This is a genomic window from Labrenzia sp. THAF187b (assembly GCF_009363375.1).
Lineage (GTDB): Bacteria > Pseudomonadota > Alphaproteobacteria > Rhizobiales > Stappiaceae > Roseibium > Roseibium algicola.
The window spans coordinates 1,071,181-1,096,626 of sequence record NZ_CP045344.1; the positions used below are offsets into that span (position 1 = coordinate 1,071,181).

The window sequence follows — 25,446 nt, forward strand, 5'->3', positions numbered from 1 at the left end:
TCAAGATGGATATTTCATTCCAGCTCTATTCAGCCCGCGAATTCACCCCATGGGACGGCGTTCTCAAGCGGCTTGCGGACCTCGGCTATACCCAGGTCGAGGGGTTCGGCGGAAACTACGAGAACCCGGCAGCCTTTCGCGACATGCTCGACGCCCAGGGCCTCAAGATGCCGTCGGGCCATTTCTTTCCGATGGAGCAGTTCGAAGACGACCTCGCCAAGGTGATCAGCACTGCCCGGACCCTTGGCATGGAACGGATCTTCGTTCCCGCCGTGCCGCCCGAGCAACGCGTTCCGGATGCGGCCATGTGGCAGTCCATCGCCGAGCGGCTGGAAGCCATCGGTCAAAAGATCCGCGATGCCGGCCTGCGGTTCGGTTGGCATAACCATGATTTCGAATTCAATGCCTGCGCCGATGGCCGCCTGCCGATGGACATCCTGATGGAGGCCGCCCCTTCCATCGAATGGGAAGCCGATATTGCCTGGATCGTGCGCGGCAATCAGGACCCGCTCGACTGGATCGAGAAATACGCCAGCCGCATCACCACGGCCCACGTGAAGGACATCGCACCGGAGGGCGAATGTGCCCACGAGGACGGTTGGGCGGACGTCGGCCAGGGCACCATGGACTGGAAAGGCATCATGTCGGCGCTTCGCGGCGTCGGGGTCGATCTCTTCGTCATGGAACACGACAAGCCTTCCGACTTCGACCGTTTCGCCACCCGCTCCGTTGCGGCCTTCCGCACCTACTGAGGTAACCCCATGAGCAAGACACTTGGCATCGGCATCCTCGGATGCGGAAACATTTCGGCCGCCTACATGCGCCTTTCTCCGCTCTTCAAGGGCATCGAGGTGCGCGCCTGCGCCGACATCTATGAAGCTGCCGCAAAAGCACGTGCCGAGGAATTCGGCCTGAGAGCCGAAACCGTCGACGGCCTGCTGGCGGCAAGCGATATCGACATCATCGTCAACCTGACGGTTCCGGCCGTTCACTACGAAGTCTCCAGACGCGTTCTGGAAGCCGGCAAGCATGTCTATTCGGAAAAGCCGTTCGTGCTTAGCCTGGAAGAGGGCGAATCCCTTGCCGCGATTGCGAAGGAAAAAGGCCTCAGGGTCGGGTCGGCCCCCGACACCTTCCTGGGCGGAGCACACCAGCTTGCCCGGCACCTGATCGACAGTGACGCCATCGGCAAGGTGACGTCAGGCACCTGTTTCGTACAGAGCCCGGGCATGGAAATGTGGCACCCGAACCCGGACTTCTTCTTCCAGGCGGGTGGTGGCCCGATCCTCGATCTCGGGCCTTACTACGTTTCCAACCTGGTGCAGCTACTTGGACCGGTGAAGCGGGTCTGTGCAATGAGTTCCGCCGGATCTGAATATCGCACCATCACCTCCGAGCCGCGCAACGGAGAAAAGATCAAGGTGGAAACACCGACGACCATCCACGCAGTGATGCAGTTCCAGTCCGGTGCCCAGATCACCTATTGCGCCAGCTGGGACGTGTGGCAGCACGGCCATTCCAACATAGAGCTTTACGGCCGCTCCGGCACGCTGCATGTGCCGGATCCGAATTTCTTCGGTGGTGAAGTGCGCATGACGGACAAGGGCAGTTTCGTGACCCTGTCGGAAGCCTGGAACCACCCGTTCTCCAAATCAAACGACCGTGGCCACGCCAATTACCGCACGGCGGGCCTGGCCGATATGGCCCTCGCCATCCTGGAAAATCGGCCGCACCGTTGCTCTTTGGAATTTGCTCTGCATGTTGTCGATGTGATGACGTCGATTCTCGCTTCCGGCGAGAGTGGGACTTTCATTGACATCAAAACCACCTGCGAGCGCCCGGAAGCCCTGGACCCGCAGGCGGCAAAAGGCCTTTTAGTATAACGGGATAGCCTATGACCTGGACAGCAGCGGAAACGCGCTACGACACCATGGAATACCGCCGATGCGGGAAATCCGGCCTGAAACTGCCGGTGATCTCGCTCGGCCTTTGGCACAATTTCGGTGACGATACGCCGCTCGACAAGAAACGGGAGATTGCCCGGACCGCCTTCGATCTCGGCATCACCCATTTCGATCTTGCCAACAATTACGGCCCCAAGCCGGGTTCGGCGGAAACCGCCTTCGGTGAACTGCTGCGGACGGATTTTGCGCCTTACCGGGACGAGATGATCATTTCGTCCAAGGCGGGTTATGAGATGTGGCCCGGGCCGTATGGCGAGTGGGGAAGCCGCAAATACCTGATCGCGTCCTGCGACCAGTCCTTGAAGCGGATGGGGCTCGACTATGTCGATATCTTCTATTCGCACCGCTTCGACCCGGACACACCGCTGGAAGAGACCATGATGGCCCTCGACCACATCGTGCGGTCCGGACGGGCGCTTTATGTCGGCATCTCGTCCTATAATTCCAAACGGACACGGGAAGCCGCCGCCATCCTGAAGGAGCTGGGCACACCGTGCCTGATCCATCAGCCGAGCTATTCCATGATCAACCGCTGGGTCGAGGAAGACGGTCTTCTGGATACTCTCGACGACCTCGGCATCGGTTCCATTGCCTTTTCGCCGCTGGCCCAGGGCATGCTGACCAGCAAATATCTGAAGGGTATTCCGGAAGACAGCCGGGCGAACCAGGGCAAATCGCTGAAGACCCAGTTCCTGAGCGAAGACAACCTCGCCACCATCCGGGCACTCAACGACATTGCCGAAAAGCGCGGCCAGACGCTGGCGCAGATGGCCCTGGCGTGGGTGCTGCGCAAAGGCCGGGTCACGACGGCCCTGATCGGTGCGAGCCGGGGCAGCCAGGTAAAGGACTGCGTCGGGGCTGTCGCCAATCTCCAGTTTTCCGACGAAGAGCTGAAGCTGATCGAGGAAACCACCCGCGAGGCGGACATCAACCTGTGGGCGGCCTCGGCTGAACGGAAAGGACCCAGCCGGAAATGATCCGAAATCCCATCCTGCCGGGGTTCAACCCGGATCCCTCGATCTGCCGTGCGGGCGATGATTATTTCATCGCCACCTCGACCTTCGAATGGTATCCGGGCGTCCAGATTCACCGGTCGAAAGACCTGGTCAACTGGGATCTGGCCTGCCGGCCGCTCAGCCGTGCAAGCCAGCTCGACATGCGCGGCAATCCGGACAGCGGCGGCATCTGGGCACCGTGTCTTTCCTACGCGGACGGACGGTTCTGGCTGGTCTATACGGACGTCAAACGGCTGGATGGGAATTTCAAGGACGCGCATAACTACATCGTCACGGCCCCTTCCATCGAGGGGCCGTGGAGTGACCCGATCTACGTCAGCTCACACGGGTTCGATCCGTCGCTGTTTCACGACGACGATGGCCGCAAATGGTTCCTCGTCCTGCAATGGAACCACATTTCAAATTCCGTCGGCGGGCATCCGCGCCATCCGGCCTTCGACGGCATCCTGCTGCAGGAATGGTCGGAAACGGAAGGCCTGAAAGGCGAAATCCGCAGGATCTTTTCCGGAAGCCCGCACGGTTTGACGGAAGGTCCACATCTTCACAAGCGCGGCGGCTGGTACTACCTGACGGTCGCCGAAGGCGGCACTGGCTACGGGCACGCCGTTACCATGGCCCGGTCACGGTCCATCGACGGGCCGTACGAGCTTCACCCGCAAACCCACCTCATCACCGCCAAGGACGATCCGGTCGCGCCGCTGCAACGGGCCGGTCACGGCCAGATTGTCGAAACGCCGGATGGCGACGTCTACCACACCCATCTGTGTTCCCGGCCCCTGCCCGGACGGTTCTCGCCTCTGGGACGGGAGACCGCGATCCAGAAGTGCGAATGGCGGGAGGACGGCTGGCTTTACCTGGAAGACGGCGGCATGGTTCCGAAGGTTGAGGTGCCGGGTCTGACGGCGACAGAACCTCGCCCCCCTCAACGGGTGGACCGCACTTTCACTGGCGAAGTCCTGCCGCCCGAGTTCCAGTGGCTGCGCACGCCTTATCCGGAGCGGCTATTTTCCCTCACGGGCACGGCCTTGCGGCTAACCGGACGGGAAAGCATCGGCAGCTGGTACGAGCAGTCGCTGGTTGCCCGGCGGCAGGAGCACCTCAGCTACCGGGTGGAAACCACGCTCACCGACTTTGCGCCAACGACCTACCAGCAGGCCGCCGGACTGACGACCTATTACAACCGGCACAAGTTCCATTTTCTGGCCGTGAGCTGGACGGGACAGCTCGGCCGTTGCCTGACGCTGCTTTCCTGCCCCGGCGACTGGCCGGATGGACGCATGTCATTTCCGGCAGACCCTGTCGCGCTTGGCGACGGACCGGTCGAGCTTGCCGTTGAGGTTGATGGTGCCCGCCAGCAATTCTTCTGGCGCCAGCAAGGCCGCGACTGGACGCCCTTCGGACCGGATCTCGATGCCAGCGTGATCTCGGATGAAGGCGGGCGCGGTGAGCACGGCTCCTTTACCGGTGCCTTTGTAGGTATGCTGGCCTTCGACATATCCGGGCAAGGCAAGACCGCCGATTTCAGCAGGTTTTCATACGCACCGGAAGGCACGTGAGCTCACACTCTAAGGAGATATTCATGGCTGGACTGATCAAGGGGCCCGCGATTTTCCTGGCCCAGTTTGCCGGAGACGACGCTCCGTTCAATTCGCTTCCCGCAATCGCCAAATGGGCCGCGGATCTCGGCTACAAGGGCATACAGATCCCGACTTTCGACAGTCGCCTGTTCGACCTCGACAAGGCCGCCGAAAGCGAAACCTATTGCGACGAGGTCAAAGGCATCTGCGCGGACGCCGGCGTCGAGATTACCGAGCTTTCGACCCATCTGCAGGGCCAGCTCGTGGCGGTTCACCCCGCCTATGACCTGGCCTTTGACGGCTTTGCACCATCCCAAGTGCACGGCAATCCGAAGGCCCGGCAGGCCTGGGCGGTCGACCAGATGAAAAAGGCGGCGATCGCCAGCAAGCGGCTTGGCCTCACTGCTTCCGTCAGCTTCACCGGTTCGCTGGCGTTTCCCTATCTCTACCCCTGGCCGCAACGGCCTGCGGGGCTGATCGAGGAAGCCTTCAAGGAACTGGCGGCGCGCTGGAAACCGATCCTTGATGTCTATGACGAAAACGGTGTCGATGTCGGCTATGAAATCCATCCCGGCGAGGACGTCTTCGACGGCGCCACGTTCGAGATGTTCCTGGAGGCGCTCGGCGGTCACACGCGCTGCCAGATCAACTACGATCCGTCGCACTTCCTGCTGCAGCAGCTCGACTATCTGGCGTTCATCGACATCTATCACGAGCGCATCTGCGCCTATCACGTGAAGGATGCCGAGTTCAATCCGGACGGCCGCCAGGGCGTCTATTCCGGCTATCAGGGCTGGGTCAACCGCGCGGGCCGGTTCCGGTCCCTGGGTGATGGCCAGGTGGATTTTTCCGGCATCTTCTCCAAGCTTGCCCAACATGGCTATGACAGTTGGGCCGTTCTGGAATGGGAATGCTGCCTGAAGTCACCCGAACAGGGTGCTGCCGAAGGGGCACCCTTCATCGAGCACCACATCATCGAAGTCACCGACAAGGCCTTCGACGACTTCGCCGGCGGCGAGACCGACCAGGAGCAGATCCGGAAGATGCTGGGGCTGAGTTAGGGGCAGACTGACCGCGCATCCTCATTCCGGCAAGGTAACCAGTCCTAGCTGGCTCAGTTTTGCCGGTATCTCGGTTGTCAGCCCGGGCGACCGAAGGAAGACCGGAGGCCTACTCGTTGCCAGAGATTCGGTTTGGAGCGAAGTCTCTTGTAGACATCCGACCACTTCGGCAAGCGGCGCTGAGAGTGGACCCCGGATCTGCGCTGCGCTTGTCCGGGGTGACAATCTTCAATGCGGCACCTCTTCCTCCCCTCATCCTGAGGAAGCGCGAAGCGCTGTCTCGAAGGATGGGCTGCTTGCTCGGGATATGCCGCCCATGCTTCGAGACGGACCTAGCGGTCCTCCTCAGCATGAGGGTTGCTTTTCGGTTACGTGCGAGAGATGTGGCTTCACAGCAGCAGGTGCGAAACCGAGGGGGCGTAGAGCGCATCGACAGCGGCGGCCGTCGCACCGAGGGCGACAGCTGTTGCACCGGACGTACCGATGCGGATCCTGTCTTCTTCAAGCGAACCGTCGAGACGGCGAGGAAGCGGGGAGGCACTGTCGAGCAGCGCCTGGAGGAAGTCCGGACGAATGATGCCGCCCAGGATCAGCGCTTCCGGGTCGAGCATCATCTCGATCATGTTGATCATCTGGCGCATGAGCGGCGCGACTTCGGCTATCCAGCCGAGGACCGCCGGATCTCCTTCGGCGAACAAGGCTTCGATCCGTCCAACGGAGCCTGGTTCCGTCGGCTCAAGGCCAAGCCTTTCGCACAGCGCGTTGAGTGACAGATACCGCTCCAGGCAGCCGGCGTTGCCGCAGGAACAGGCCGGGCCTGTCGGGTCGATCACAACGTGCCCGATTTCGCCGGCGTTTTTCGTCGCACCCGGATAGAGCGCCCCGTTCAGGACGAAGCCAGCGCCAAGCCCCATGCCGAACTGGATGAAGGCAAAGCTGTTGAAGCTGCGGCCGATCCCGTAAACATGCTCGCCCAGCGCGGCGGCCGACGCATCGTTCTGAAGGACCACCGGCAAGCCGATCGCCGACTGAAGCTGTGCGAGATTTTCCGGCGAGCCGAAATCCGAAAATGTGGTGGCATCGGTGCCGCTGGAGGTCTGCGATCCGGTTTCGAAAGGACCGGGAGCAGCAAGACCGACGCCGAACAGACACTTGGCCATACCGGGATGAGCAGCGCGGAATTCCTCTGCCATCGACAGGATCCGGCTGTTGGCTGCCTTGGGCGTGGCAGCGGCCATGTGGGCGGCCGACTGCCAGACGATGCTGCCCAGAAGATCGCAGGCAATCGCCGTGACAGACAGACGATCGACATGAAACCCGAGACTGTAGGCATGATCGGGTTTGAGCTGCACCGTCATGCCCGGATGTCCGCGGCCCCGGGCCTTCTGGGCATGCATCTCGACAATGCCGCGGCTTTCCAGCTCACCGACGATATTCTGCACCGTCTGGCGGGAAAGCGACGTGATTTCAGATATTTCCGAGCGACCGATCGGACCGCGCGTGCGGATGACTTCCAGCACCACGCGGTGATTATGCGTCTTGGCGCGGGTCAGGTTTGTGCCGCTGGTCCGGAAGGATGCGGGGATCGGAGCACTGTCGTTCATGGCGCCAATAGACCAGAAATTATTTTTTCTATCAATTTGACAAAATAAAAAAACCGAACATAGGATGCTTTGCCTACACAAAAACCGGAGGGCGAGATGAACACGTTTGGAAAGTTGATTTTGGGGTCCGCCTTCGCGACCCTGGCCATGACCACGACGGCATTGGCCGACACCACACTGAATGCACTTTTCATGAGCCAGGCGGCTTATAGCGAAGACGACATCAAGTCGATGACCGCCAAGTTCGAGGAAGCAAATCCCGGCGTCACGGTTGCGCTCGAATTCGTTCCCTATGAAGCCTTGCACGACAAGATCATTGCAGCGGCAGGTGCGGGCGATGACGGGTATGACGTTGTCCTGTTCGACGTGATCTGGCCGGCCGAATTCGCAACGCGCGGCTTCCTGCAGGATGTCACCGACCGCATTCCGGCCGACTATACCGACAAGGTTTTCGATGGCGCCTGGACGACCGTCGAATATGACGGCAAGCGCTATGGCATGCCCTGGATCCTCGACACGAAATACCTCTTCTACAATGCCGACATGCTGGCAGAGGCTGGCATTTCCACCCCGCCCAAGACCTGGGCCGAACTGGCGGAACAGGCCAAGCAGATCAAGGACAAGGGCATTGTCGAATATCCGCTGGTCTGGAGCTGGTCCCAGTCCGAGGCGATGATCTGCGACTTTACCACCCTGACGGCGGCCAATGACGGCGCGTTCTTCGATGAAGGCCAGCCGGCCTTTACCGCAGGCGGTGCCAAGGATGCCGTTTCCTTCATGAAGGCAACGCTGGACGAAGGCCTGAGCAACCCGTCTTCACGCGAATATTTCGAAGAAGACGTCCGCCGGGTGTTCTCCAACGGCGAAGCGGCGTTTGCCCTCAACTGGACCTACATGAACGCCCTTGCCAACGATCCGAAGGAAAGCAAGGTCGCCGGCAAGGTGAAGGTAGCTCCCGCACCAGGCGTCGAAGGCAAGTCAACCGCCTCCAGCGTCAACGGCTCCATGGGTCTCGGCATTCCCGCCAACAGCCCGCATGCGGATGAAGCCTGGGCCTATATCTCCTTCCTGACCCAGAAGGACGTTCAGGACAACTATGCCAAGCTCAGCCTGCCGATCTGGAAGGCGTCCTATTCCGAACCGAAGGTGATCGAAGGCCAGGAAGACCTGATCGCGGCGGCGAAAGAATCCATCGCTGTCATGTATCCGCGTCCGCTGGTGCCGTCCTACACCGAAGTCTCCGACATTCTCCAGAAGAACATCCATCAGGTCCTGCTCGGCCAGGCAAGCGTGGATGAAGCGCTGGAAGCTGCCGCAGACCGCGTCAAGCGCATCCGCTAAGTTTGCGACTGACGGGAGACTGACCATGCATGGCCGACGCCAGAAACGTGAAAAATGGATCCTTCTGGCGCCGGCCCTGGCTTTGCTTGCGCTGGTCACGCTGATACCGCTTGCCAACACACTGTGGCTGAGCTTCACCGACACGCGCATTTCCGCTCTTCCCGAGCCGGTGCATTTCATCGGCCTGGAAAACTACGTCTACGCGCTTACCGACCCGGATTTTCAGGACGCCCTCTTCAGGACGCTTTACTTCACAATCGTCTCGGTGGGTCTGGAAGGCATTCTCGGTGTCGCGGTTGCCGTGCTGCTCAACCAGGAATTCCGCGGCCGGACGCTGCTTCGGGCTCTGATCATCCTGCCCTGGGCGGTGCCGACCATCGTCAACGCCGTTGCCTGGCGCTTGATCTATCACCCTGATTATGGCGCGCTGAACTCCCTGCTGTTCCAGTTGGGCCTCATTTCCGATTACCGCAGTTGGATCGGCGATCCGGCGACCGCCATGAACATGGTCATCCTGGCAGATGTCTGGAAGAACTTTCCGCTGGTTGCCTATGTTGCACTGGCCGCCCTGCAGACAGTGCCCGGTGACCTCAACAAGGCGGCAGCCATCGAAGGCGCCGGTCCGTGGAAACGGTTCCGCTCGATCACCCTGCCCTGGATCGCCGGTCCATTAATGGTCGTCATGGTGCTGCGAACCATCGAGGCCTTCCGCGTCTTCGACATCATCTACGTGATGACCGGCGGAGGCCCCGCGGACAGCACCAAGACCGCGAGCTTTTACGTCTACCAGGAATATTTCAACTACCTCAGAAGCGGCAGCGGGGCCTCCTATGCAGTGCTGGTCGCCGGCATCAGCGCCGTTCTGATCGTGTTCTATTATTCCGCCACCAGGCGGCAGACGGCGGGAGGCGCGGCATGAAACGCTCGCTCGTTCAATCCATCCTGCTTTATGGCTGCGCCCTGTTGCTGGCAGCCTTCACAACAGGTCCGCTGCTCTGGCTTGCCGTCATGAGCATCAGCGCGCCGACCGACCTGACCGCGGTGCCGCTGCGCTGGATCCCCTCCGAACTTGACTTCAGCCGCTACACGAGCCTGCTCAGCCTTGAAGGCGGCAACGGCGAGCGGTTTTTGAGCGCACTCCGGAATTCCCTCCTGACAGCTGGCGGGGCGACCGTCATCGCGCTTCTGCTCGCCATTCCGGCTGCCTATGCCTTTTCCAGAAGGCAGGCGTCGATGGTCCTGTTGTTCGCCTTTCTCGCAACGATCATGATGCCGCCGATCACCTATGTGCTGCCGCTCTATTCGACCTTCAGCAGCTTCGGCATGCTGAACCACACGGTGACGCTGATCATCGTCTATACGGCCATGCTGCTGCCTTTCGCCACCTGGCTGATGAAGGCCAATATCGACGTGCTGCCGGTGGAAGTGGAGCAGGCTGCCTTCATGGAAGGTGCCGGAACCGCCTACACAATCCGGCAGGTGGTGCTGCCACTGGCTCTTCCGGCCATTGCCGCCACCGCCATGCTGTCCTTCCTGGTGGCCTGGGACGAGTTCTTCTACGCCCTGATCTTCACCAACGATCTCAGCGCGAAGACCCTGCCTGTTGCGATCGCGGATTTCTCCGCCGGACGCGTTACCGACTACGGCGTCATCGCCTCGGTTGGCGTTCTGGCGACATTGCCGCCAGCCATCCTCGCCATCGCCTTCCAGAAATTCATCGTCTCCGGACTGGTCGCCGGATCCGTCAAGGGCTGACCACAGCAGGAGACCGACAAGGAATGAACGCCGCAATGCCGCAAGACCCCATCCTCCAAATCAGCCGCCTGCAGAAGAGATACGGGGACGTGAATGTCCTCAAGGACATCGATATCTCCATGGCGCCCGGCGAGTTTCTTGTCCTGGTCGGACCGTCCGGTTGCGGCAAGTCGACCCTGCTGAGCTGCATTTCCGGACTGACCGACATTTCCTCCGGCACCATCCGCATTGCCGGCAAGGACCGCACCAACGACGAACCGGCCGACCGGGATATCGCCATGGTGTTCCAGTCCTATGCCCTGTTCCCCAACATGAGCGTGGAACGCAACATCGGCTTCGGCCTTGAAGTCCGAAAGGTTGAAGAGGCCGAGAAGAAACGGAAGGTGGCCGAAGTTGCGGATCTTCTGAAAATAGAGCACCTGCTGCACCGCCGCCCGGCGGAACTTTCCGGCGGACAGCGCCAGCGTGTCGCCATGGGCCGGGCCCTTGTGCGCGAACCGAAGCTGTTCCTGTTCGACGAACCGTTGTCCAATCTCGATGCCAAGCTGCGCGTGACCATGCGCACCGAAATCAAGCGCATCCATCAGACCACAGGCGCGTCCATCGTCTACGTCACCCATGACCAGATCGAAGCCATGACGCTGGCCAGCCGGATCGTGGTGATGAAAGACGGCGTGGTCCAGCAGATCGGCACGCCGCAGGAGATCTACAACAAGCCGGTAAATGCCTTTGTCGCGGACTTCATGGGCGCGCCGTCCATGAACCTGATGACCGGCACCGCTACACGCGAGGGCGACCATCTCCGGCTGCAGATCCCGACGCCGGAAGGACCGCTGCTGGAACTGTTCGACTATGGTCCGGGGCCGGAAACGCTGTCCGCCGGCGGTACGGCAGAGCTCACCATCGGCCTTCGCCCGGAGGCGATGACGGATCTTGGCTTGCGGTCCGGTGGCATCGACGGCCGCAGCCTGCAAAGCGCCGATTGCCTTCTCGACGTGGTCGAACCGGCCGGCGCCGATACCTATGCGGTCATTCAACTTGGCGGAACGGAAGCCGTTGCCCGGCTGTCAGCGGATGCGCCGGTCACCGCCGGACAGCGCGTCCCGATCGCTTTCGACCTTTCCAAGATTTCCTATTTCGACATTGCATCGGGTAACCGCCTATGAGCATTCAACGAGGCCTTGCCGCCGACATCGGCGGCACCAACACCCGGCTGGCGCTGGTCGAGAACGGCCGCGTTCTGGAAAACACCATCGCGCGGTTCCGCAATGCGGATTTCGAAACACCGGAAGCGGCCATCAGCACCTATCTTTCGGAAGCCGGGCGACCGGCCTGTGCTTCTGCCGTCATCGCCATCGCAGCCCCCATCGATGGCCCCGCGATCCGCATGACAAACCATCCCTGGACCTTCAGTGCCGACTGCATCGGCAAGGTTCTGGGCGGAGCGAACATTACCTTCCTGAACGATTTCGAGGCGCTCGCCTATTCGCTGGACAAGGTCCCAACGGAGCGGCTTCAGCCCGTCTATGAACCAAGCCAGAAACTGCGCAGCAACGCCACGCGCCTCGTCGTCGGCGCGGGAACCGGTTTCAATGCTGCCGCGCTGTTTCAGACACCTGCCGGGTTTCATGTCGGCACCGGCGAATGCGGTCACTCGACTTTGCCGGTCGAAACCGAAGACGAACTTCGGCTCTGGAATTACCTCGCTCTCAACCGTGGACGCGCCTCCGTCGAACGGGCGCTGTCGGGAAGCGGTCTCAAGGAAATTCACGAGTGGTATTGCCTGGAGCAGGGCCTGTCGCCGCGCGACCTGTCACCGGCTGACATTGCGGAGCGCGCCAATTCCGGGTCCGATCCGCTTTGCGTTTCCGCTGCCCGGCAATGGGTGACATTTCTCGGCCGGGTGATTGGCGACCTCTCGCTGGTGTTCCTGTCCCTTGGCGGCATCGTGCTGACAGGCGGCGTCACCCGAAGCCTGGCGAGGTTCCTGGCAGAACCGGAATTCATCAACGCCTTTTGCGCGAAGGGCCGCCAGCAAAAGCTGGTTTCCGGCATTCCTGTTCATCTGCTTGATGACGATTTCGCAGCTCTGGCGGGGTGTGCCTCGCGGATGTAGTCGACACCGCACCATCAGGAACTCAGTCCCAGCTCCTCGATCACGGTCTGTACCGCCAGCCGGAAGACCTGTTCCTCGGCACCTGGCTGGGTGTCCGGACGGGTCATCAGCCCGACCGGCCCCTTTGTCATGTCGGTGTCAAACGGCAGGCGGACCAGGTGACCGTCGGCGGTTTCGTTCTGCACCACGCCGGACGAAATGATCCAGACCGCGTCGGTCCGGCGGGTATAGACCCTGCCGAAAGCACCCGAGACCGTTTCGATCTTGTTCGGAATCTCGCCGACCCCATTGGCGATCATGAAGCGCTCGACCAGAGGCCGGATCGCCGCGCCTTCCGGCGGATAGAGCACGGGCCATTCGACAATACGCTTGATATCCGGCCTTTCCAGAAGCGGGTGCCCGACCCGGACGATCACATCGACACGCTCGGAATAAAGCTGGGTGAAGGAAACGCCTTCCATGGAAACCGGCCTGCCGAGCCGGCCGATCACCAGGTCGAGTTCACCCATCTTCAACCGTTCGATCAGGTAGCCGTGCGGGCCGTCCATGATCTGGACCATGACATGAGGTGCCAGTTCGGAAAACTCCTTGATGACCGGGGGCATGAAGCTGGCCGCGACACTCGGCAGAACGCCCACCTTCAAGGTCGCACGGGCGTGTTCGCCTTCTTTCTCGACCCCGTCCAGGCCTTGCTGCAGGCTCGCCAGCGAGATCTGCGCGAAATGCAGAAACACCTTGCCCTGTTTGGTCAGCGCGATGCCGGCCCGGTTTCGCGTCATCAGGCTGGCGCCGATGATATCTTCCAGTTCCTTGAGCGTTTTGGAGATCGCCGGCTGGGTGAGATTCAACTTGTCGGCAGCCAGTTTCAGGCTGCGTTCCTGCGCAATCTCCACGAAGCACTGGATGTGCCGGAACTTGATGCGTCGGTCGATCATTTAATTTCTCGTTTTGGAAAGAAAGAAGCCGAATATCTCATTTTACTTCCCAATTTCGATCATTCAATATCAATTCAACAAGGGAGGATCGGATGCGAACTCAGGTTGTCATTGTCGGCGGTGGACCGTCCGGCCTGCTGCTCGGGCAGCTTCTTCATCTGAAGGGCATCGAGACCATCATTCTGGAGCGCAAGACGCGCGAATATGTGCTTGGCCGCATCAGGGCCGGCATTCTGGAAACGGGTCTCGTCAACATGATGCGCGAGGCCGGCGTGGCCGAGCGGATGGACAAGGAATGCTTCGTCCATGACGGCACCTGCATCTCATACGAAAACGAGATGTTCGACATCAACTTCCAGAAGCTGATCGGCCAGAATGTCGTCGTCTACGGCCAGACGGAAGTCACGCGTGATCTTTATGACGCCCGCGATGCAGTTGGCGGTCAGACGATTTTCGAGGTCGAGGGGGTCGAGATCCGCGATGCGGACACCGACGCGCCCTATGTCACCTTTACCGTGGACGGCAGCGCGCGGCGCATCGACTGCGATTTCGTGGCGGGCTGTGACGGGTTCCACGGCGTCAGCCGCAAGACCATTCCCGACACCGTGCGCAAGGACTACGAGAAAGTGTTTCCCTTCGGCTGGTTGGGCGTTCTGTCCGAGACGCCGCCGGTGCATGAAGAACTCATCTATGCCAATTCGGCACGCGGCTTCGCGCTTTGCTCCATGCGTAACGAAAACCTGTCGCGCTACTACGTCCAGTGCAATGTCAGCGACGACATTTTCGAATGGACCGACGAGAAGTTCTGGGACGAACTGAGACGCCGGCTACCGGAAGCGGTTGCCGACAAGCTGGTGACCGGACCCTCTATCGAGAAATCCATTGCCCCGCTCAGGTCCTTCGTGTGCGAGCCGATGCGCTGGGGCCGTCTGTTCCTGTGCGGCGATGCCGCCCATATCGTGCCGCCGACAGGCGCCAAGGGCCTCAACACCGCTGCCTCCGACGTCCATTACCTCTATGAGGGTCTGGTGCATTACTATCAGGACAAGGACAGCCACGGCATCGATACCTATTCGGAGAAAGCCCTGGCACGGATCTGGAAAGCGGAGCGTTTCAGCTGGGCGACCACCAACATGCTGCACCGGTTCCCGGACCAGTCGGATTTCGACCTGAAGATGCAGCGGGCGGAAATCGAGTCTCTGCATCACAATGAAACCGCGCAGAAGTGGTTTGCGCAGAACTATGTGGGACTGCCCTACTGATGAATATCGCGCGTCTGCCTTCTGCCGACATTCACTGGCGCGAAGATGGCGACCCCGGCGGCACGCCTGTCGTCTTCGCCAATTCGCTCGGCACGGAATTGCGGCTCTGGGACAAGGTCATCGACCTTCTGCCGGAAACAGGTCTCCGGCTGATCCGCTTCGACAAGCGCGGCCACGGGCTGTCCTCCTGCCCTGAGAGCCCCTACTCCATGGACGATCTCGCCAGCGACACGCAACAGCTGCTCGATCACCTTCAGATCGGCTCCTGTGTTTTTGTCGGGCTTTCCATCGGCGGCATGATCGGTCAGCTCCTGTCGCAACGGCAGCCGGAACGCATCAAGGGTCTGGTGCTGTCCAACACCGGGGCGAAAATGGGCGAAGCCGCCATGTGGCAAGACCGGATTGCCCGGATCCGTGCAGGCGGTATCGAGAGCCTTGCCGATGCCATTCTGGAGCGCTGGTTTTCGGAAGATTTCCGCCAGACGGCCGAATGCCTGGCCTGGCGCCACATGCTGGTTCGCACCCCGACGGAGGGTTACATCGGCTGCTGCGAAGCAATAGCCGGTGCGGATCTGACGGACAGCACGTCCGGGCTTCGCCTGCCGGTGCTGGGTATCGGCGGCAGCGAGGACCTCGCCAGCCCACCCGCCATGGTGCGCGGCACGGCGGACCTCATCGCCGGCAGCCGTTACGTTGAAATTTCCGGTGCGGGCCATCTGCCCTGCGTCGAAAAGCCGGATGTCTTTGCCGGCCATCTCATGACTTTCCTGAAGGAGGACCTCCATGTCTGAGCGTTTTGAAACCGGCATGAAGGTCAGGCGATCCGTGCTTGGCGATGAACATGTCGACCGGGCGGAAGCCGCCAAGACGCCACTTGACGAACCATTCCAGACCCTGATCACCGAGGGTGCCTGGGGCACGGTTTGGGCGTCGGACGGCATCAGTCCGCGGGAGCGTTCGATGCTGACGCTCGCCCTTCTGGCGGCACTCGGCAATTTCGAGGAGATTGCCATGCATATCCGGGCAACCGCCCGCACCGGCGCCAGCAAGCAGGACGTGCTCGAGGCGTTTCAGCATGTGGCGGTCTATGCCGGCGTGCCACGTGCCAACCAGGCGCTCAAGATCGCCAAGGAAACTTACGCCGAAATGGAACGCAGCGGCCAGAAGCTGACCGCGACAGGCGGTTAACGGAGGAAAATCGATGTTGAAACCCGGACCTTTCTATCAGCGGGACCGCGAGTGGCATCCGCCTGCACATACGCCGGACTACAAGACCAGCGTGTCGCGCTCGCCGCAATATTCGATGATCAGCCTGGAAAACAACGTCAGCGAGATCACCGGGCCGACCTTCGGCCATAACGATATCGACCCGCTCGACAAGGATCTAATCTACAACTACGCGAAGGCGGGTGAAAGCGCGATCGGCGAGCGGATCATCCTGCATGGCCGGGTGCTGGACGAGAACGCGAAGCCGATCCCGAACACCCTGGTGGAGATCTGGCAGGCCAATGCGGGCGGACGCTACCGGCACAAGAAGGACACCTATCTTGCGCCCATCGACCCGAATTTCGGCGGCTGCGGCCGCACCCTGACCGACGAGAACGGCTACTACTATTTCCGCACGATCAAACCGGGCGCCTACCCCTGGCGCAACTGGGTGAACAACTGGCGGCCGGCCCATATTCACATGTCGATCTTCGGCACTGCCTTCTGTCAGCGTCTGATCACCCAATGCTACTTCGAGGGCGATCCGCTCATTCCGAAATGCCCGATCGTGAATACCATTCCCGATCCCGCGGCCATTGAGCAGCTGGTCGCCAAGCTCGACCTCAATGCCACCATCCCGCTCGACACGATCGCCTACAAGTTCGACATCGTCCTGCGCGGACGCCGCTCGACCCTGTTTGAAAACCGGCCGGAGGGGAACTGATCATGACGCAGCAACTCGACTATCTGAAGGAAACGCCTTCCCAGACGGCCGGACCTTACGTTCATATCGGCCTCGCGCCAGGCGCCGCCGGTTTCGACATCTATCGGCAGGAACTGGGCTGGGATATCGCAGGCCCCAATGCCAAGGGTGAGCGCATTCGTGTGGAAGGTGTCGTCATCGATGGCATGGGCTCGCCGATCAAGGACGTGATGCTGGAAACCTGGCAGGCCAACAGCGAGGGCATTTACGCCCATCCTGAACATGCCGGCGACGTGGAAGAAGGGTTTCGCGGCTGGGGCCGTGTCATCACCGATTTCGAAACCGGCGAATGGGGGTTCGACACGGTCAAGCCAGGCCCGGTCAAGCTTCCGGACGGCAAGGTATCCGCTCCCCATATCAGCCTCTGGATCGTCGCACGCGGCATCAATGTCGGGCTTCAGACCCGCCTTTACTTCGAGGACGAGACCGCAGCCAACGCGGCCGACCCGGTGATCAACCTGATCGAATGGGAAAAGCGCCGCCAGACCCTGATCGCCCGGAAGACGGAGCGCGACGGCAAGACGGTCTATCGTTTCGAGGTCAAGCTGCAAGGCCCGGACGAAACGGTGTTCTTCGATATCTGAGGAGGCACAAACCACTCTTCCTCATCCAGAGGAGCTTGGCCAAGCCGAGCGTCTCGAAGGATGGGCAGCGCACTCAGAGTATGCGGCCCATCCTTCGAGACAGCGCTGAAGCGCTTCCTCAGGATGAGGGAGGCTTATGCAACGATCGCCGCTCCTTGTTGGGACAGGCGCAAGCGAAACCGGAGCGACGTGAAACATGTCCAAGCCCTGCATCATCTGCGTCGCGATTACCGGATCGCTGCCGAAGAAGGAAAACAATCCGGCGGTGCCGATCACCGTTACGGAGCAGGTTGAAAGCACGCAGGCTGCCTTCGAGGCCGGTGCGACCATCGTCCACGCTCATGTTCGCAACGACGATGAAACGCCGTCCTCGGATCCGGCGAAATTCGCCCGGCTCAAGGAAGGACTGGAAAAACACTGCCCCGGCATGATCATCCAGTTTTCGACCGGAGGCCGTTCGGGCGCCGGGAAGGAACGCGGCGGCATGATTGCCCTGCAGCCCGACATGGCGTCGCTGTCCGTCGGCTCCAACAATTTCCCGACCCGGGTCTATGAAAACCCGCCGGCACTAGTCGACTGGCTTGCCAGCGAGATGCGCACCCATCATGTGAAACCGGAGATCGAGGCGTTCGACCTGAGCCACATTCATCAGGCGGCTGCCATGAACCGGGACGGACGTATTCCCGGCAAGCTTTATGTGCAGTTCGTCATGGGCGTGAAGAATGCCATGCCGGTCGACCGGGATGTCTTCGACTATTACATCAAGACCGTTGACCGGCTGGTACCGGACGCCGAATGGTGTGCCGCCGGGATCGGCCAACATCAGTTCACCCTCAACGAGTGGTGCATTTCCTCAGGCGGTCATACCCGCACCGGCCTGGAAGACAACATCCGCCTCGACCGGGACACGCTTGCCCCTTCCAATGCGGCGCTTGTGAAACGGGCGGCGGATCTTTGCGAGAAATATGAGCGTCCCGTCGCGACCTGGCAGCAGGCGCGCGAGATCCTGGGTCTGCCGCTGAAGGCGGCTTGACCCGCCTTTCCACTTGGCTCTCAATAAGGGCCCATCCAGAGACCCTGTCGAGCCATGCCTGTTTCGCTATTTTCCAGCCAGATCCATTCCTCCCTCTTTGCTGACGGTGACCTGACCAAGCTTCTCACTGACGGCAGCGATGTCGCGCATATGATCGCCTTCGAGCGTGCCCTCGCCATCGTACAGGGACGCCTGGAGATCATTCCGGCGCAGGCCGCGCGGGAGATATCAGAGAAGCTCGCCGACGTTCAGATCGAGCCCGCACGCCTGGCGGCCGGTACAAGATCCGCCGGCGTGCCCGTTCCAGCGCTTGTGGCGGAACTGCGCAAGCAGCTCGGCGCCGAAGCCGGGGCCTGGCTCCACTGGGGCGCAACCAGTCAGGATGTGATCGACACGGCGCTGGTCCTTCAGGCGAAAGTCGCGCTCGAGATTCTGGGCGCTCGGCTGGAAAAACTTATCGATACGCTGGAACGGCAGAGCGAGCGCCATGAGAACCAGCTCATGGCGGGGCGTACGCGCAGCCAGGTGTCGACACCGGTCACCCTCGGCTACCGGATCGCGCAATGGGCCCATCCCCTGATAGATGCTGAAAATGCGCTGCCCGCGCTCAGGTCCGCCGTGCTGCGCGTCCAGTTCGGCGGCGCGTCGGGCATCAACAGCGCAATCGCTCCGGACGGAACCGCTGTCTCGGCGGCGCTCGCACTGGAGCTCGGCCTTGAGGACAGCCCGTCGTGGCACGTCAACCGGACGCCCATTCTGGCGCTTGCGGGCTGGCTGCAACAGGTCACCTCCGCCCTTGCGAAGATGGCAGGAGACCTGGCGCTTTCCGGGCGCACGGACATTGCGGAAGTTTCCAGCGGGACCGGCGGCGGATCCTCGACCATGCCGCAGAAGGCCAATCCGGTGCAGGCCGAGACCATTCAGGTGCTCAACAGCATTGCGATTTCCGCCCAGGCCGGGCTTGCCGCTGCTGCCAGCCCCCTTGAGGAGCGCGACGGGACAGCATGGCCGCTGGAATGGCATTTCCTGCCACAAATGCTGCTGGCCGCGGGCGCTGCGCTGGTGCACGCAGAAGAGCTTGCCACCAGCCTGCAGGCGAATGAAACCAATCTGGCTGCAACTCTGGTGTCAAACCCGGAAATCATGGCCGAAACCGCCAGTTTCGTTCTCGCCCGGAACGGCGTTTCCCGCGCAGAGGCAAAGGATCTTGTTGCGGCAGCTGCGAAGGACCCGGCCCCCTTTGCCGAAGCCCTTGCAAGGATTTCGCCGGTCAGCCTTGACTGGCAGAAGGAACTGGACCCGCAACAGGTCGTCGCACCGGCAAGAGACATGTCGGCGCGGATCTTTCAGACCCGCCGCAGAAGCTGAACAGGGTCAGGCCCTACCCGGCCACATCCGCGTTGCTGATCACGAAATCCACGAAGTGGCGGATCTTCGGGTCCTGAAGACGCCTGTGCGGATAGAGGCAGCCGAAGATGGTGGGGGGAGGCGGCGTATCCTTCAGGATCTCCACCAGACGGCCGCTTTCCAGATGCTGGGCTACGTCGAACCTTGGCTTGTTGACGATGCCATATCCTGACAAGGCCCAGTCGGTGAGAACGTCGCCATGGTCGGCATCCATCTTGCCGGAGACCTGAAGCTTGCGCGGCCCGGCCGGTGTCTGCAGAACCCAGTAATATTCCGGCGAGCGCGGGTAGCGCAGCAGCAGGCAATTGTGCTCGTCGCTCAGGAGATCATCCGGGGTGCGGGGCGTGCCGTGCTTTTCCAGATACTCCGGAGCCGCGCAGAGCACCCGAGGACAATCGGCGATCTTGCGGAGTTTCAGGTTGGAATCCTGCGGGGTGCCGATGAAGAAGGCGACGTCGAGACCGTCGGACAGGATGTCGACCTTGCGGTCCGACAGGCGCATATGCACTTCCGTTGCCGGGAACTTTTCGACGAAACGCGGCACCAGCGGTGCGATGATCCGGCGGCCGGCACCAAGTGGCGCCGTGACGCGGATGACCCCCCGCGGCGTATCGGAAAAGCTGGCGACGGCGGCTTCCGCGTCCTCGATGGATTCCAGCGCCTTCACCGCATAATCGTAGAACACCTTGCCGACCTCGGTCGGCGTGAGCGATCTTGTGGTGCGGTTGAAGAGCCGCACGCCGAGATGCTTTTCCAGCTCCTTTATACGCTTGCTGGCAACCGCCGGTGTCAGGCGCAGGTCGCGTCCGCCGGATGTGATGCTGCCCAGTTCGACCACGCGGGTGAAGACGCGCAGGGATTCCAGATAGGACATGGCCTCTTGCCTCGGATTTGAATTCTCGTGCGATTACAGTGCGCTGGTTCTCATGATCGACTTTGGTCGCATTTCCTGAGCCACAGTATCGCACGGCCATTTTCAATGATCTGTTGAAAGAATTTCCGGAATCATCGGATTTTTTGCAAGTGTCCTGAAGCGTACCGTCCTCGGCTGAGAGAAGACTTTGCCCGAGGACGCGATGACCCACCGCACAGAAATCCGGTTTCTGCTGAACGGCGCCGACGTGATTGTCACGGATGCGCCTGCCGACAAGACCCTGCTCGACTACCTGCGCCTGGAACGCCGGCTGACGGGCTCCAAGGAAGGCTGTGCGGAAGGCGACTGCGGGGCCTGCACGGTATTGGTCGGCCGGCTGGCCGGCGGGGTTCTGAAGTATGAGACCGTCAATGCCTGCATCCGGTTTCTCGCGTCGCTTGATGGATGCCACGTGGTCACCATCGAGCATCTGCGGGGAGAAAACGGCGGTCTGCATCCGATCCAGCAGGCGATGGTCGATTTCCACGGCAGCCAGTGCGGCTTCTGTACCCCTGGCTTCGTCATGTCGCTCTACGCGCTGTGGATGGGCAATCCGGAACCGACAGAAACGGAAGTCGAAAGCGCGATCCAGGGCAATCTCTGCCGCTGCACCGGTTACCAACCGATCATTGCCGCCGCCATGGCCGCCAACCGCTACGGCTCGCCAGCGCAGGATTTCCTGGAAACGGAACGGGCAACCATCACCGAACGGCTGGCAGCGCTTTCCGACGGCCGCCGTGTCGTCACCGGCCTTGACGACAATCAGGCGATCCTTCCGGCGGATGTCGCCGACTTTGCAGCCATTCTGGAAGACTTTCCGCAGGCGACCATCGTTGCGGGTTCCACCGATGTCGGTCTCTGGGTCACCAAGTTCATGCGCCCCATCGGCCCGGCAGTCTTCATCAGCCACCTTCAAGAGCTGAAATCGGTCACTTTGAGCGACACAGCGCTGGAGATCGGCGCAGGCGTCACCTACTCGGAAGCGCAGGAGACCATCTGCGAGATTTTCCCGCATCTGAAAAGCTACTGGGACCGGATCGCCGGCCAACAGGTGCGCAACATGGGCACCATCGGCGGCAACATCGCCAATGGATCGCCGATCGGCGATACGCCGCCCGTGCTGATCGCGCTCGGAGCGCAAATCGTTCTGCGCAAGGGAGCCACGCAGCGCAGCCTGCCACTGGAGCAGTTCTTCATCGAATACGGCAAACAGGACCGGGCGCCCTCCGAATTCGTCGAGAGCATCCTGATCCCGCGGCCCCGTTCCGGCCAGCTTCACGCTGCCTACAAGATTTCCAAGCGCCGGGACGAGGATATCTCGTCCGTGGCCGCCGGTTTCTGCGTGACCGTTTCCGAAGGCCGCATCACCGATTGCCGCCTGGCATTCGGCGGCATGGCCGGCACGCCGAAGCGGGCCGCCAAGGCCGAAGCCGCGCTGCGCGGCCAGCCATGGGGGGAAGCTGCGTTCGTGGCTGCCGGCAAGGCGCTGGAAGCCGATTTCACACCGCTTTCCGACTGGCGCGCCTCGGCCGAGTACCGGGCGACTGCCGCGCGCAACCTGCTGCAGCGCTTCTTCCTGACCCATGACGAAACGACCACGGAAGCGGTCGATCTGCTGTCTGCTTGAGTTTTGAGGCGAACCACATGAAACACAACATCATCACGGACGCCAAGAAGTCGATCAGCGGCGCTGTCCATACCGACCGCCGCCACGACAGCGCGGAAAAACACGTCACCGGCCGGGCAGAATATTGCGACGACATTGCCGAACCGCAGGGCACCCTTCATGCCTATCTCGGCACGTCCACGGTTGCCCACGGCCTGATCAGGTCAATGGATCTGGAGGCGGTTCTGGCAGCTCCCGGTGTCATCGGCGTGCTGACGGCGGCCGACGTTCCGGGTTGCAACGACATCAGCCCCACGGGCCAGAACGACGAACCGGTGTTCCCGGTCGACAAGTCGGAATTCCATGGCCAGCCGCTGTTTGCCGTCATCGCAACAAGCCGTGACGCTGCCCGGCGGGCCACCGAGCTGGCAAAGATCGACTATGAGGTCCTGCCGCATGCGCTTGATCCCGTCAGTGCGATGGAGGCCGGCTATCCGCATGTCACCGCACCGCTGAAGCTGGAACGCGGCGACATCGCCCCTGCCTTCGACAGCGCGAAGAACCGCATCCAGGGCCGGATGACGATCGGCGGCCAGGACCACATGTATCTGGAAGGCCAGATCGCCTTTGCCATACCGGGTGAGGATGATGAAGTTATTGTCCATTGCTCCACGCAGCACCCGAGCGAGGCACAGCACATGGTTGCCCATGTGCTCGGCGTGCCGTCGAACGCGGTCACGGTCAACGTCCGCCGCATGGGCGGTGGCTTCGGCGGCAAGGAAAGCCAGATGAACCTCTTCTGCGCGGTGGCTGCCATCGCCGCGAAGAAGTGGAACTGCCCGGTAAAGATCCGCCCGGACCGTGACCAGGACATGACCGCCACCGGCAAGCGGCACGACTTTGTGGTCGACTACGACGTTGCCTTCGACGACAGCGGCCGGATCGAGGCTGTCGACGGCACCTTCGCGGCCCGTTGCGGTTATTCCTCCGACCTTTCCGGGCCGGTGACCGACCGCGCGCTGTTCCACGCGGACAATGCCTATTTCTATCCGAATGTCCGGCTCACCAGCCGGCCGATGAAAACCAACACGGTCTCGAACACCGCTTTCCGAGGGTTCGGCGGGCCACAGGGCGTGGTCGCCGCCGAACGCATGATCGAAGAGATCGCCTATGCGCTCGGCAAGGACCCCCTGGAAATCCGCAAGGCCAACTTCTACGGCGACCGCAACGACGGCCGCCTCCTCACCCCCTATCATCAGGAGGTCGAGGACAACATCTTGCCGCGCTTGATCGGAGAACTCGAAAGCTCCTCTGACTACCAGGCCCGCCGTGAGGCGATCCTGCAGCACAATGCCCGTTCCTCCATTCTAAAACGGGGTATTGCGCTGACACCGGTTAAGTTCGGCATTTCTTTTACAGCCACCTGGTACAACCAGGCCGGCGCGCTGATCCACATCTACAATGACGGATCGATCCACCTGAACCATGGCGGCACCGAAATGGGCCAGGGCCTGAACACCAAGGTCGCCCAGGTTGTCGCCGATGCCTTCCAGGTGGATTTCGAGCGCATCAAGATTACCAAGACGACGACCGAAAAGGTGCCGAATACATCGGCAACCGCTGCCTCGTCGGGCTCCGACCTCAACGGCATGGCCGCCCTGAACGCGGCGGAACAGCTGAAGGAACGGCTGGTCGCCTTTGCCGCCGAGCGCTGGAACACCGAACCGGAAACCATCCGCTTCCATAACAACATGGTCGAGATCGGGTCCGAACTGGTGTCCTTCAATGATCTTGTCCGCCAGGCCTACATGGCCCGTGTGCACCTGTCGGCCGCCGGCTTCTACAAGACGCCGAAGATCCACTGGGACCGCGCCGCCGGAAAAGGCCGCCCGTTCTACTATTTCGCCTATGGCGCATCCTGCTCGGAAGTTTCCGTCGACACGCTGACCGGTGAATACCGGGTGGAGCGGACCGATATTCTGCATGACGTCGGCAAGTCGCTGAACCCGATCCTCGACAAGGGGCAGGTGGAAGGTGCCTTCATTCAGGGCATGGGCTGGCTGACGACGGAAGAACTGTGGTGGGACCAGACCGGACGCCTCAGGACCCACGCGCCGTCGACCTACAAGATCCCGCTCGCATCCGACCGGCCGCGCCAGTTCACCGTGAAGCTTGCCGAATGGTCGGAAAACAAGGAGCGCACCATCAAGCGCTCCAAGGCCGTGGGCGAACCGCCTTTCATGCTGGGTGTGTCCGTCTTCGAGGCGCTTTCCATGGCCGTTGCAAGTGTCGCCGATTACCGCGAATGCCCGCGCCTTGATGCCCCGGCAACGCCGGAGCGGGTGCTGATGGCCATCGAGCGGCTGAAAACCCGGGAGTAAATCATGACAATGCGCTCCAGCCAGACCGAAAGCTTCTTCGGCTCAGCCCACCCGATCGTCCGTGTCGTGCTGACGCGGGTTCGAGGATCGTCCCCCCGGGAAGCCGGCACGGAGATGTTCGTTGCCCCGAACAGCCTCTTCGGCACCATCGGCGGCGGCCAACTGGAGCACATCGTCATTACCCAGGCCCGTTCCATGCTGGCCGAAGGCACGCTTTCCTCCAGGCTCGACTTGCCGCTCGGCCCGGAAATCGGCCAGTGCTGCGGCGGACGGGTGGAAGTATCACTTGCACGCATGCGCAAAGCCGAACGGCTGGCAGTCATCAGCCGCTTGCAGGCCGAGGACGATGCGCTGCCGCATGTCTATGTCATGGGCGCGGGGCATGTCGGCCGGGCGATTGCCGACCTGCTGCAGCATGCGCCGGTGCACTGCGTACTGGTCGACATGCGCAAGGAAGAGCTGGCGCAATGCCAGGCGCATGTCGACATGCGCCTGCGGGCCATTCCGGAAGTCGAGATCTACAATGCGCCCGCGGGCAGTGCCTTTATCGTGCTGACCCATGACCACGGTCTGGACTTCCTGCTGACGTCGGCCGCCCTGGAGATCGGTCATGCGTCCTATGTCGGCATGATCGGGTCGGCCACAAAACGCGCCAAGCTGCGCTCCTGGTGCAACAGCCATTGCAATGGCCTTTCCATCGACCAGCTGACCTGCCCGATCGGCGCAACCGCCAGCCGGGACAAGCGCCCCGAGATCATTGCCGCTTTTGTCGCCGCAGAAGTCCTGACCGCCCTGACCTCGGGCGCAAGAGCTGCCGGCGATACGGAGGAGGCTGCGCTGCTGGAGGCCGCGCAGTGAAACAACGGCTGCCCTGTCCAATGGGAGATGGAACAGGACGGCTGTCTTACCCTGAAAGGAGACC

Annotated in this window: 23 protein-coding genes; 20 read left to right on the forward strand and 3 right to left on the reverse strand. The window is 61.5% G+C overall.

Annotation, left to right across the window (positions count from 1 at the left end; genetic code table 11):
• Positions 1 to 5: 5 nt before the first annotated feature.
• The 5 genes from FIV03_RS04935 to FIV03_RS04955 are packed head-to-tail and all read left to right on the forward strand — an operon-like array spanning position 6 to position 5,618.
• Positions 6 to 752 carry a sugar phosphate isomerase/epimerase gene (locus FIV03_RS04935; RefSeq protein WP_152508863.1) on the forward strand — a complete coding sequence of 249 codons (747 nt, stop codon included), beginning with the start codon at positions 6 to 8 and terminating at the stop codon, positions 750 to 752.
• Between the two features lie 9 nt (positions 753 to 761).
• Entirely contained in the window at positions 762 to 1,883 is a 1,122-nt protein-coding gene (locus FIV03_RS04940; protein WP_152508864.1) for a Gfo/Idh/MocA family oxidoreductase, read from the forward strand.
• An 11-nt stretch (positions 1,884 to 1,894) separates the two neighbouring features.
• Positions 1,895 to 2,941 carry an L-glyceraldehyde 3-phosphate reductase gene (gene mgrA / locus FIV03_RS04945; protein ID WP_022999286.1) on the forward strand — a complete coding sequence of 349 codons (1,047 nt, stop codon included), beginning with the start codon at positions 1,895 to 1,897 and terminating at the stop codon, positions 2,939 to 2,941.
• Positions 2,938 to 4,536, forward strand: a complete 1,599-nt coding sequence (locus FIV03_RS04950) for a glycoside hydrolase family 43 protein (RefSeq protein WP_152508865.1) — start codon at positions 2,938 to 2,940, stop codon at positions 4,534 to 4,536. The genes mgrA and FIV03_RS04950 overlap by 4 nt, the downstream gene beginning before the upstream one ends.
• 23 nt (positions 4,537 to 4,559) lie before the next feature.
• The gene (locus FIV03_RS04955; RefSeq protein ID WP_152504958.1) at positions 4,560 to 5,618 is read left to right on the forward strand and encodes a sugar phosphate isomerase/epimerase; all 1,059 of its coding nucleotides are present in this window, start codon (positions 4,560 to 4,562) and stop codon (positions 5,616 to 5,618) included.
• A 389-nt stretch (positions 5,619 to 6,007) separates the two neighbouring features.
• Here the strand turns inward: FIV03_RS04955 and FIV03_RS04960 are convergent, their stop codons facing one another.
• Entirely contained in the window at positions 6,008 to 7,222 is a 1,215-nt protein-coding gene (locus FIV03_RS04960; RefSeq protein WP_152508866.1) for an ROK family transcriptional regulator, read from the reverse strand.
• Between the two features lie 147 nt (positions 7,223 to 7,369).
• On the opposite strand from FIV03_RS04960, the gene FIV03_RS04965 reads away from it, so the two are divergent.
• From FIV03_RS04965 to FIV03_RS04985, 5 genes are read left to right on the forward strand one after another with little or no spacing between them, the layout of a single operon-like run.
• Positions 7,370 to 8,563, forward strand: coding sequence for an extracellular solute-binding protein (locus FIV03_RS04965; protein WP_286202298.1), 1,194 nt, complete (start codon positions 7,370 to 7,372; stop codon positions 8,561 to 8,563).
• A gap of 25 nt (positions 8,564 to 8,588) precedes the next feature.
• A complete protein-coding gene (locus FIV03_RS04970) occupies positions 8,589 to 9,482 on the forward strand; it encodes a sugar ABC transporter permease (protein WP_152508868.1) in 894 nt (297 codons plus the stop codon).
• Positions 9,479 to 10,318, forward strand: coding sequence for a carbohydrate ABC transporter permease (locus tag FIV03_RS04975; RefSeq protein WP_152508869.1), 840 nt, complete (start codon positions 9,479 to 9,481; stop codon positions 10,316 to 10,318). Before FIV03_RS04970 ends, FIV03_RS04975 begins: the two co-directional genes overlap by 4 nt.
• 23 nt (positions 10,319 to 10,341) lie before the next feature.
• Positions 10,342 to 11,484, forward strand: a complete 1,143-nt coding sequence (gene ugpC / locus FIV03_RS04980; RefSeq protein ID WP_152508870.1) for a sn-glycerol-3-phosphate ABC transporter ATP-binding protein UgpC — start codon at positions 10,342 to 10,344, stop codon at positions 11,482 to 11,484.
• Positions 11,481 to 12,434, forward strand: coding sequence for an ROK family protein (locus FIV03_RS04985; protein ID WP_152508871.1), 954 nt, complete (start codon positions 11,481 to 11,483; stop codon positions 12,432 to 12,434). The genes ugpC and FIV03_RS04985 overlap by 4 nt, the downstream gene beginning before the upstream one ends.
• Positions 12,435 to 12,448: 14 nt before the next feature.
• Here the strand turns inward: FIV03_RS04985 and pcaQ are convergent, their stop codons facing one another.
• Entirely contained in the window at positions 12,449 to 13,369 is a 921-nt protein-coding gene (gene pcaQ / locus FIV03_RS04990) for a pca operon transcription factor PcaQ (RefSeq protein ID WP_055656875.1), read from the reverse strand.
• A 92-nt stretch (positions 13,370 to 13,461) separates the two neighbouring features.
• On the opposite strand from pcaQ, the gene pobA reads away from it, so the two are divergent.
• From pobA to FIV03_RS05025, 7 genes are all read left to right on the forward strand, one after another.
• On the forward strand, positions 13,462 to 14,631 hold the full coding sequence (pobA, locus tag FIV03_RS04995; protein WP_022999296.1) for a 4-hydroxybenzoate 3-monooxygenase: 1,170 nt from the start codon (positions 13,462 to 13,464) through the stop codon (positions 14,629 to 14,631).
• A complete protein-coding gene (pcaD, locus tag FIV03_RS05000; RefSeq protein WP_152508872.1) occupies positions 14,631 to 15,422 on the forward strand; it encodes a 3-oxoadipate enol-lactonase in 792 nt (263 codons plus the stop codon). Before pobA ends, pcaD begins: the two co-directional genes overlap by 1 nt.
• On the forward strand, positions 15,415 to 15,819 hold the full coding sequence (gene pcaC, locus FIV03_RS05005; RefSeq protein ID WP_022999298.1) for a 4-carboxymuconolactone decarboxylase: 405 nt from the start codon (positions 15,415 to 15,417) through the stop codon (positions 15,817 to 15,819). Before pcaD ends, pcaC begins: the two co-directional genes overlap by 8 nt.
• 13 nt (positions 15,820 to 15,832) lie before the next feature.
• Entirely contained in the window at positions 15,833 to 16,561 is a 729-nt protein-coding gene (pcaH, locus tag FIV03_RS05010) for a protocatechuate 3,4-dioxygenase subunit beta (RefSeq protein ID WP_055656871.1), read from the forward strand.
• A gap of 2 nt (positions 16,562 to 16,563) precedes the next feature.
• Positions 16,564 to 17,184, forward strand: coding sequence for a protocatechuate 3,4-dioxygenase subunit alpha (gene pcaG / locus FIV03_RS05015; RefSeq protein WP_152508873.1), 621 nt, complete (start codon positions 16,564 to 16,566; stop codon positions 17,182 to 17,184).
• Positions 17,185 to 17,380: 196 nt separating this feature from the next.
• The gene (locus FIV03_RS05020; protein WP_152508874.1) at positions 17,381 to 18,217 is read left to right on the forward strand and encodes a 3-keto-5-aminohexanoate cleavage protein; all 837 of its coding nucleotides are present in this window, start codon (positions 17,381 to 17,383) and stop codon (positions 18,215 to 18,217) included.
• Positions 18,218 to 18,271: 54 nt separating this feature from the next.
• Positions 18,272 to 19,585 carry a lyase family protein gene (locus FIV03_RS05025; RefSeq protein WP_152508875.1) on the forward strand — a complete coding sequence of 438 codons (1,314 nt, stop codon included), beginning with the start codon at positions 18,272 to 18,274 and terminating at the stop codon, positions 19,583 to 19,585.
• A 13-nt stretch (positions 19,586 to 19,598) separates the two neighbouring features.
• On the opposite strand, the gene FIV03_RS05030 is transcribed toward FIV03_RS05025, so the two are convergent.
• Complete coding sequence (locus tag FIV03_RS05030; protein ID WP_152508876.1) at positions 19,599 to 20,498, reverse strand: LysR family transcriptional regulator; 900 nt, start codon at positions 20,496 to 20,498, stop codon at positions 19,599 to 19,601.
• Positions 20,499 to 20,700: 202 nt separating this feature from the next.
• Here FIV03_RS05030 and xdhA point away from each other — a divergent pair, with 202 nt between their 5' ends.
• The 3 genes from xdhA to xdhC are packed head-to-tail and all read left to right on the forward strand — an operon-like array spanning position 20,701 to position 25,382.
• Positions 20,701 to 22,164 carry a xanthine dehydrogenase small subunit gene (xdhA, locus tag FIV03_RS05035; protein WP_152508877.1) on the forward strand — a complete coding sequence of 488 codons (1,464 nt, stop codon included), beginning with the start codon at positions 20,701 to 20,703 and terminating at the stop codon, positions 22,162 to 22,164.
• A gap of 17 nt (positions 22,165 to 22,181) precedes the next feature.
• Positions 22,182 to 24,524, forward strand: coding sequence for a xanthine dehydrogenase molybdopterin binding subunit (gene xdhB, locus FIV03_RS05040; protein WP_152508878.1), 2,343 nt, complete (start codon positions 22,182 to 22,184; stop codon positions 24,522 to 24,524).
• 3 nt (positions 24,525 to 24,527) lie between these two features.
• A complete protein-coding gene (gene xdhC, locus FIV03_RS05045; RefSeq protein WP_173013775.1) occupies positions 24,528 to 25,382 on the forward strand; it encodes a xanthine dehydrogenase accessory protein XdhC in 855 nt (284 codons plus the stop codon).
• The last annotated feature ends 64 nt before the right edge of the window (positions 25,383 to 25,446 follow it).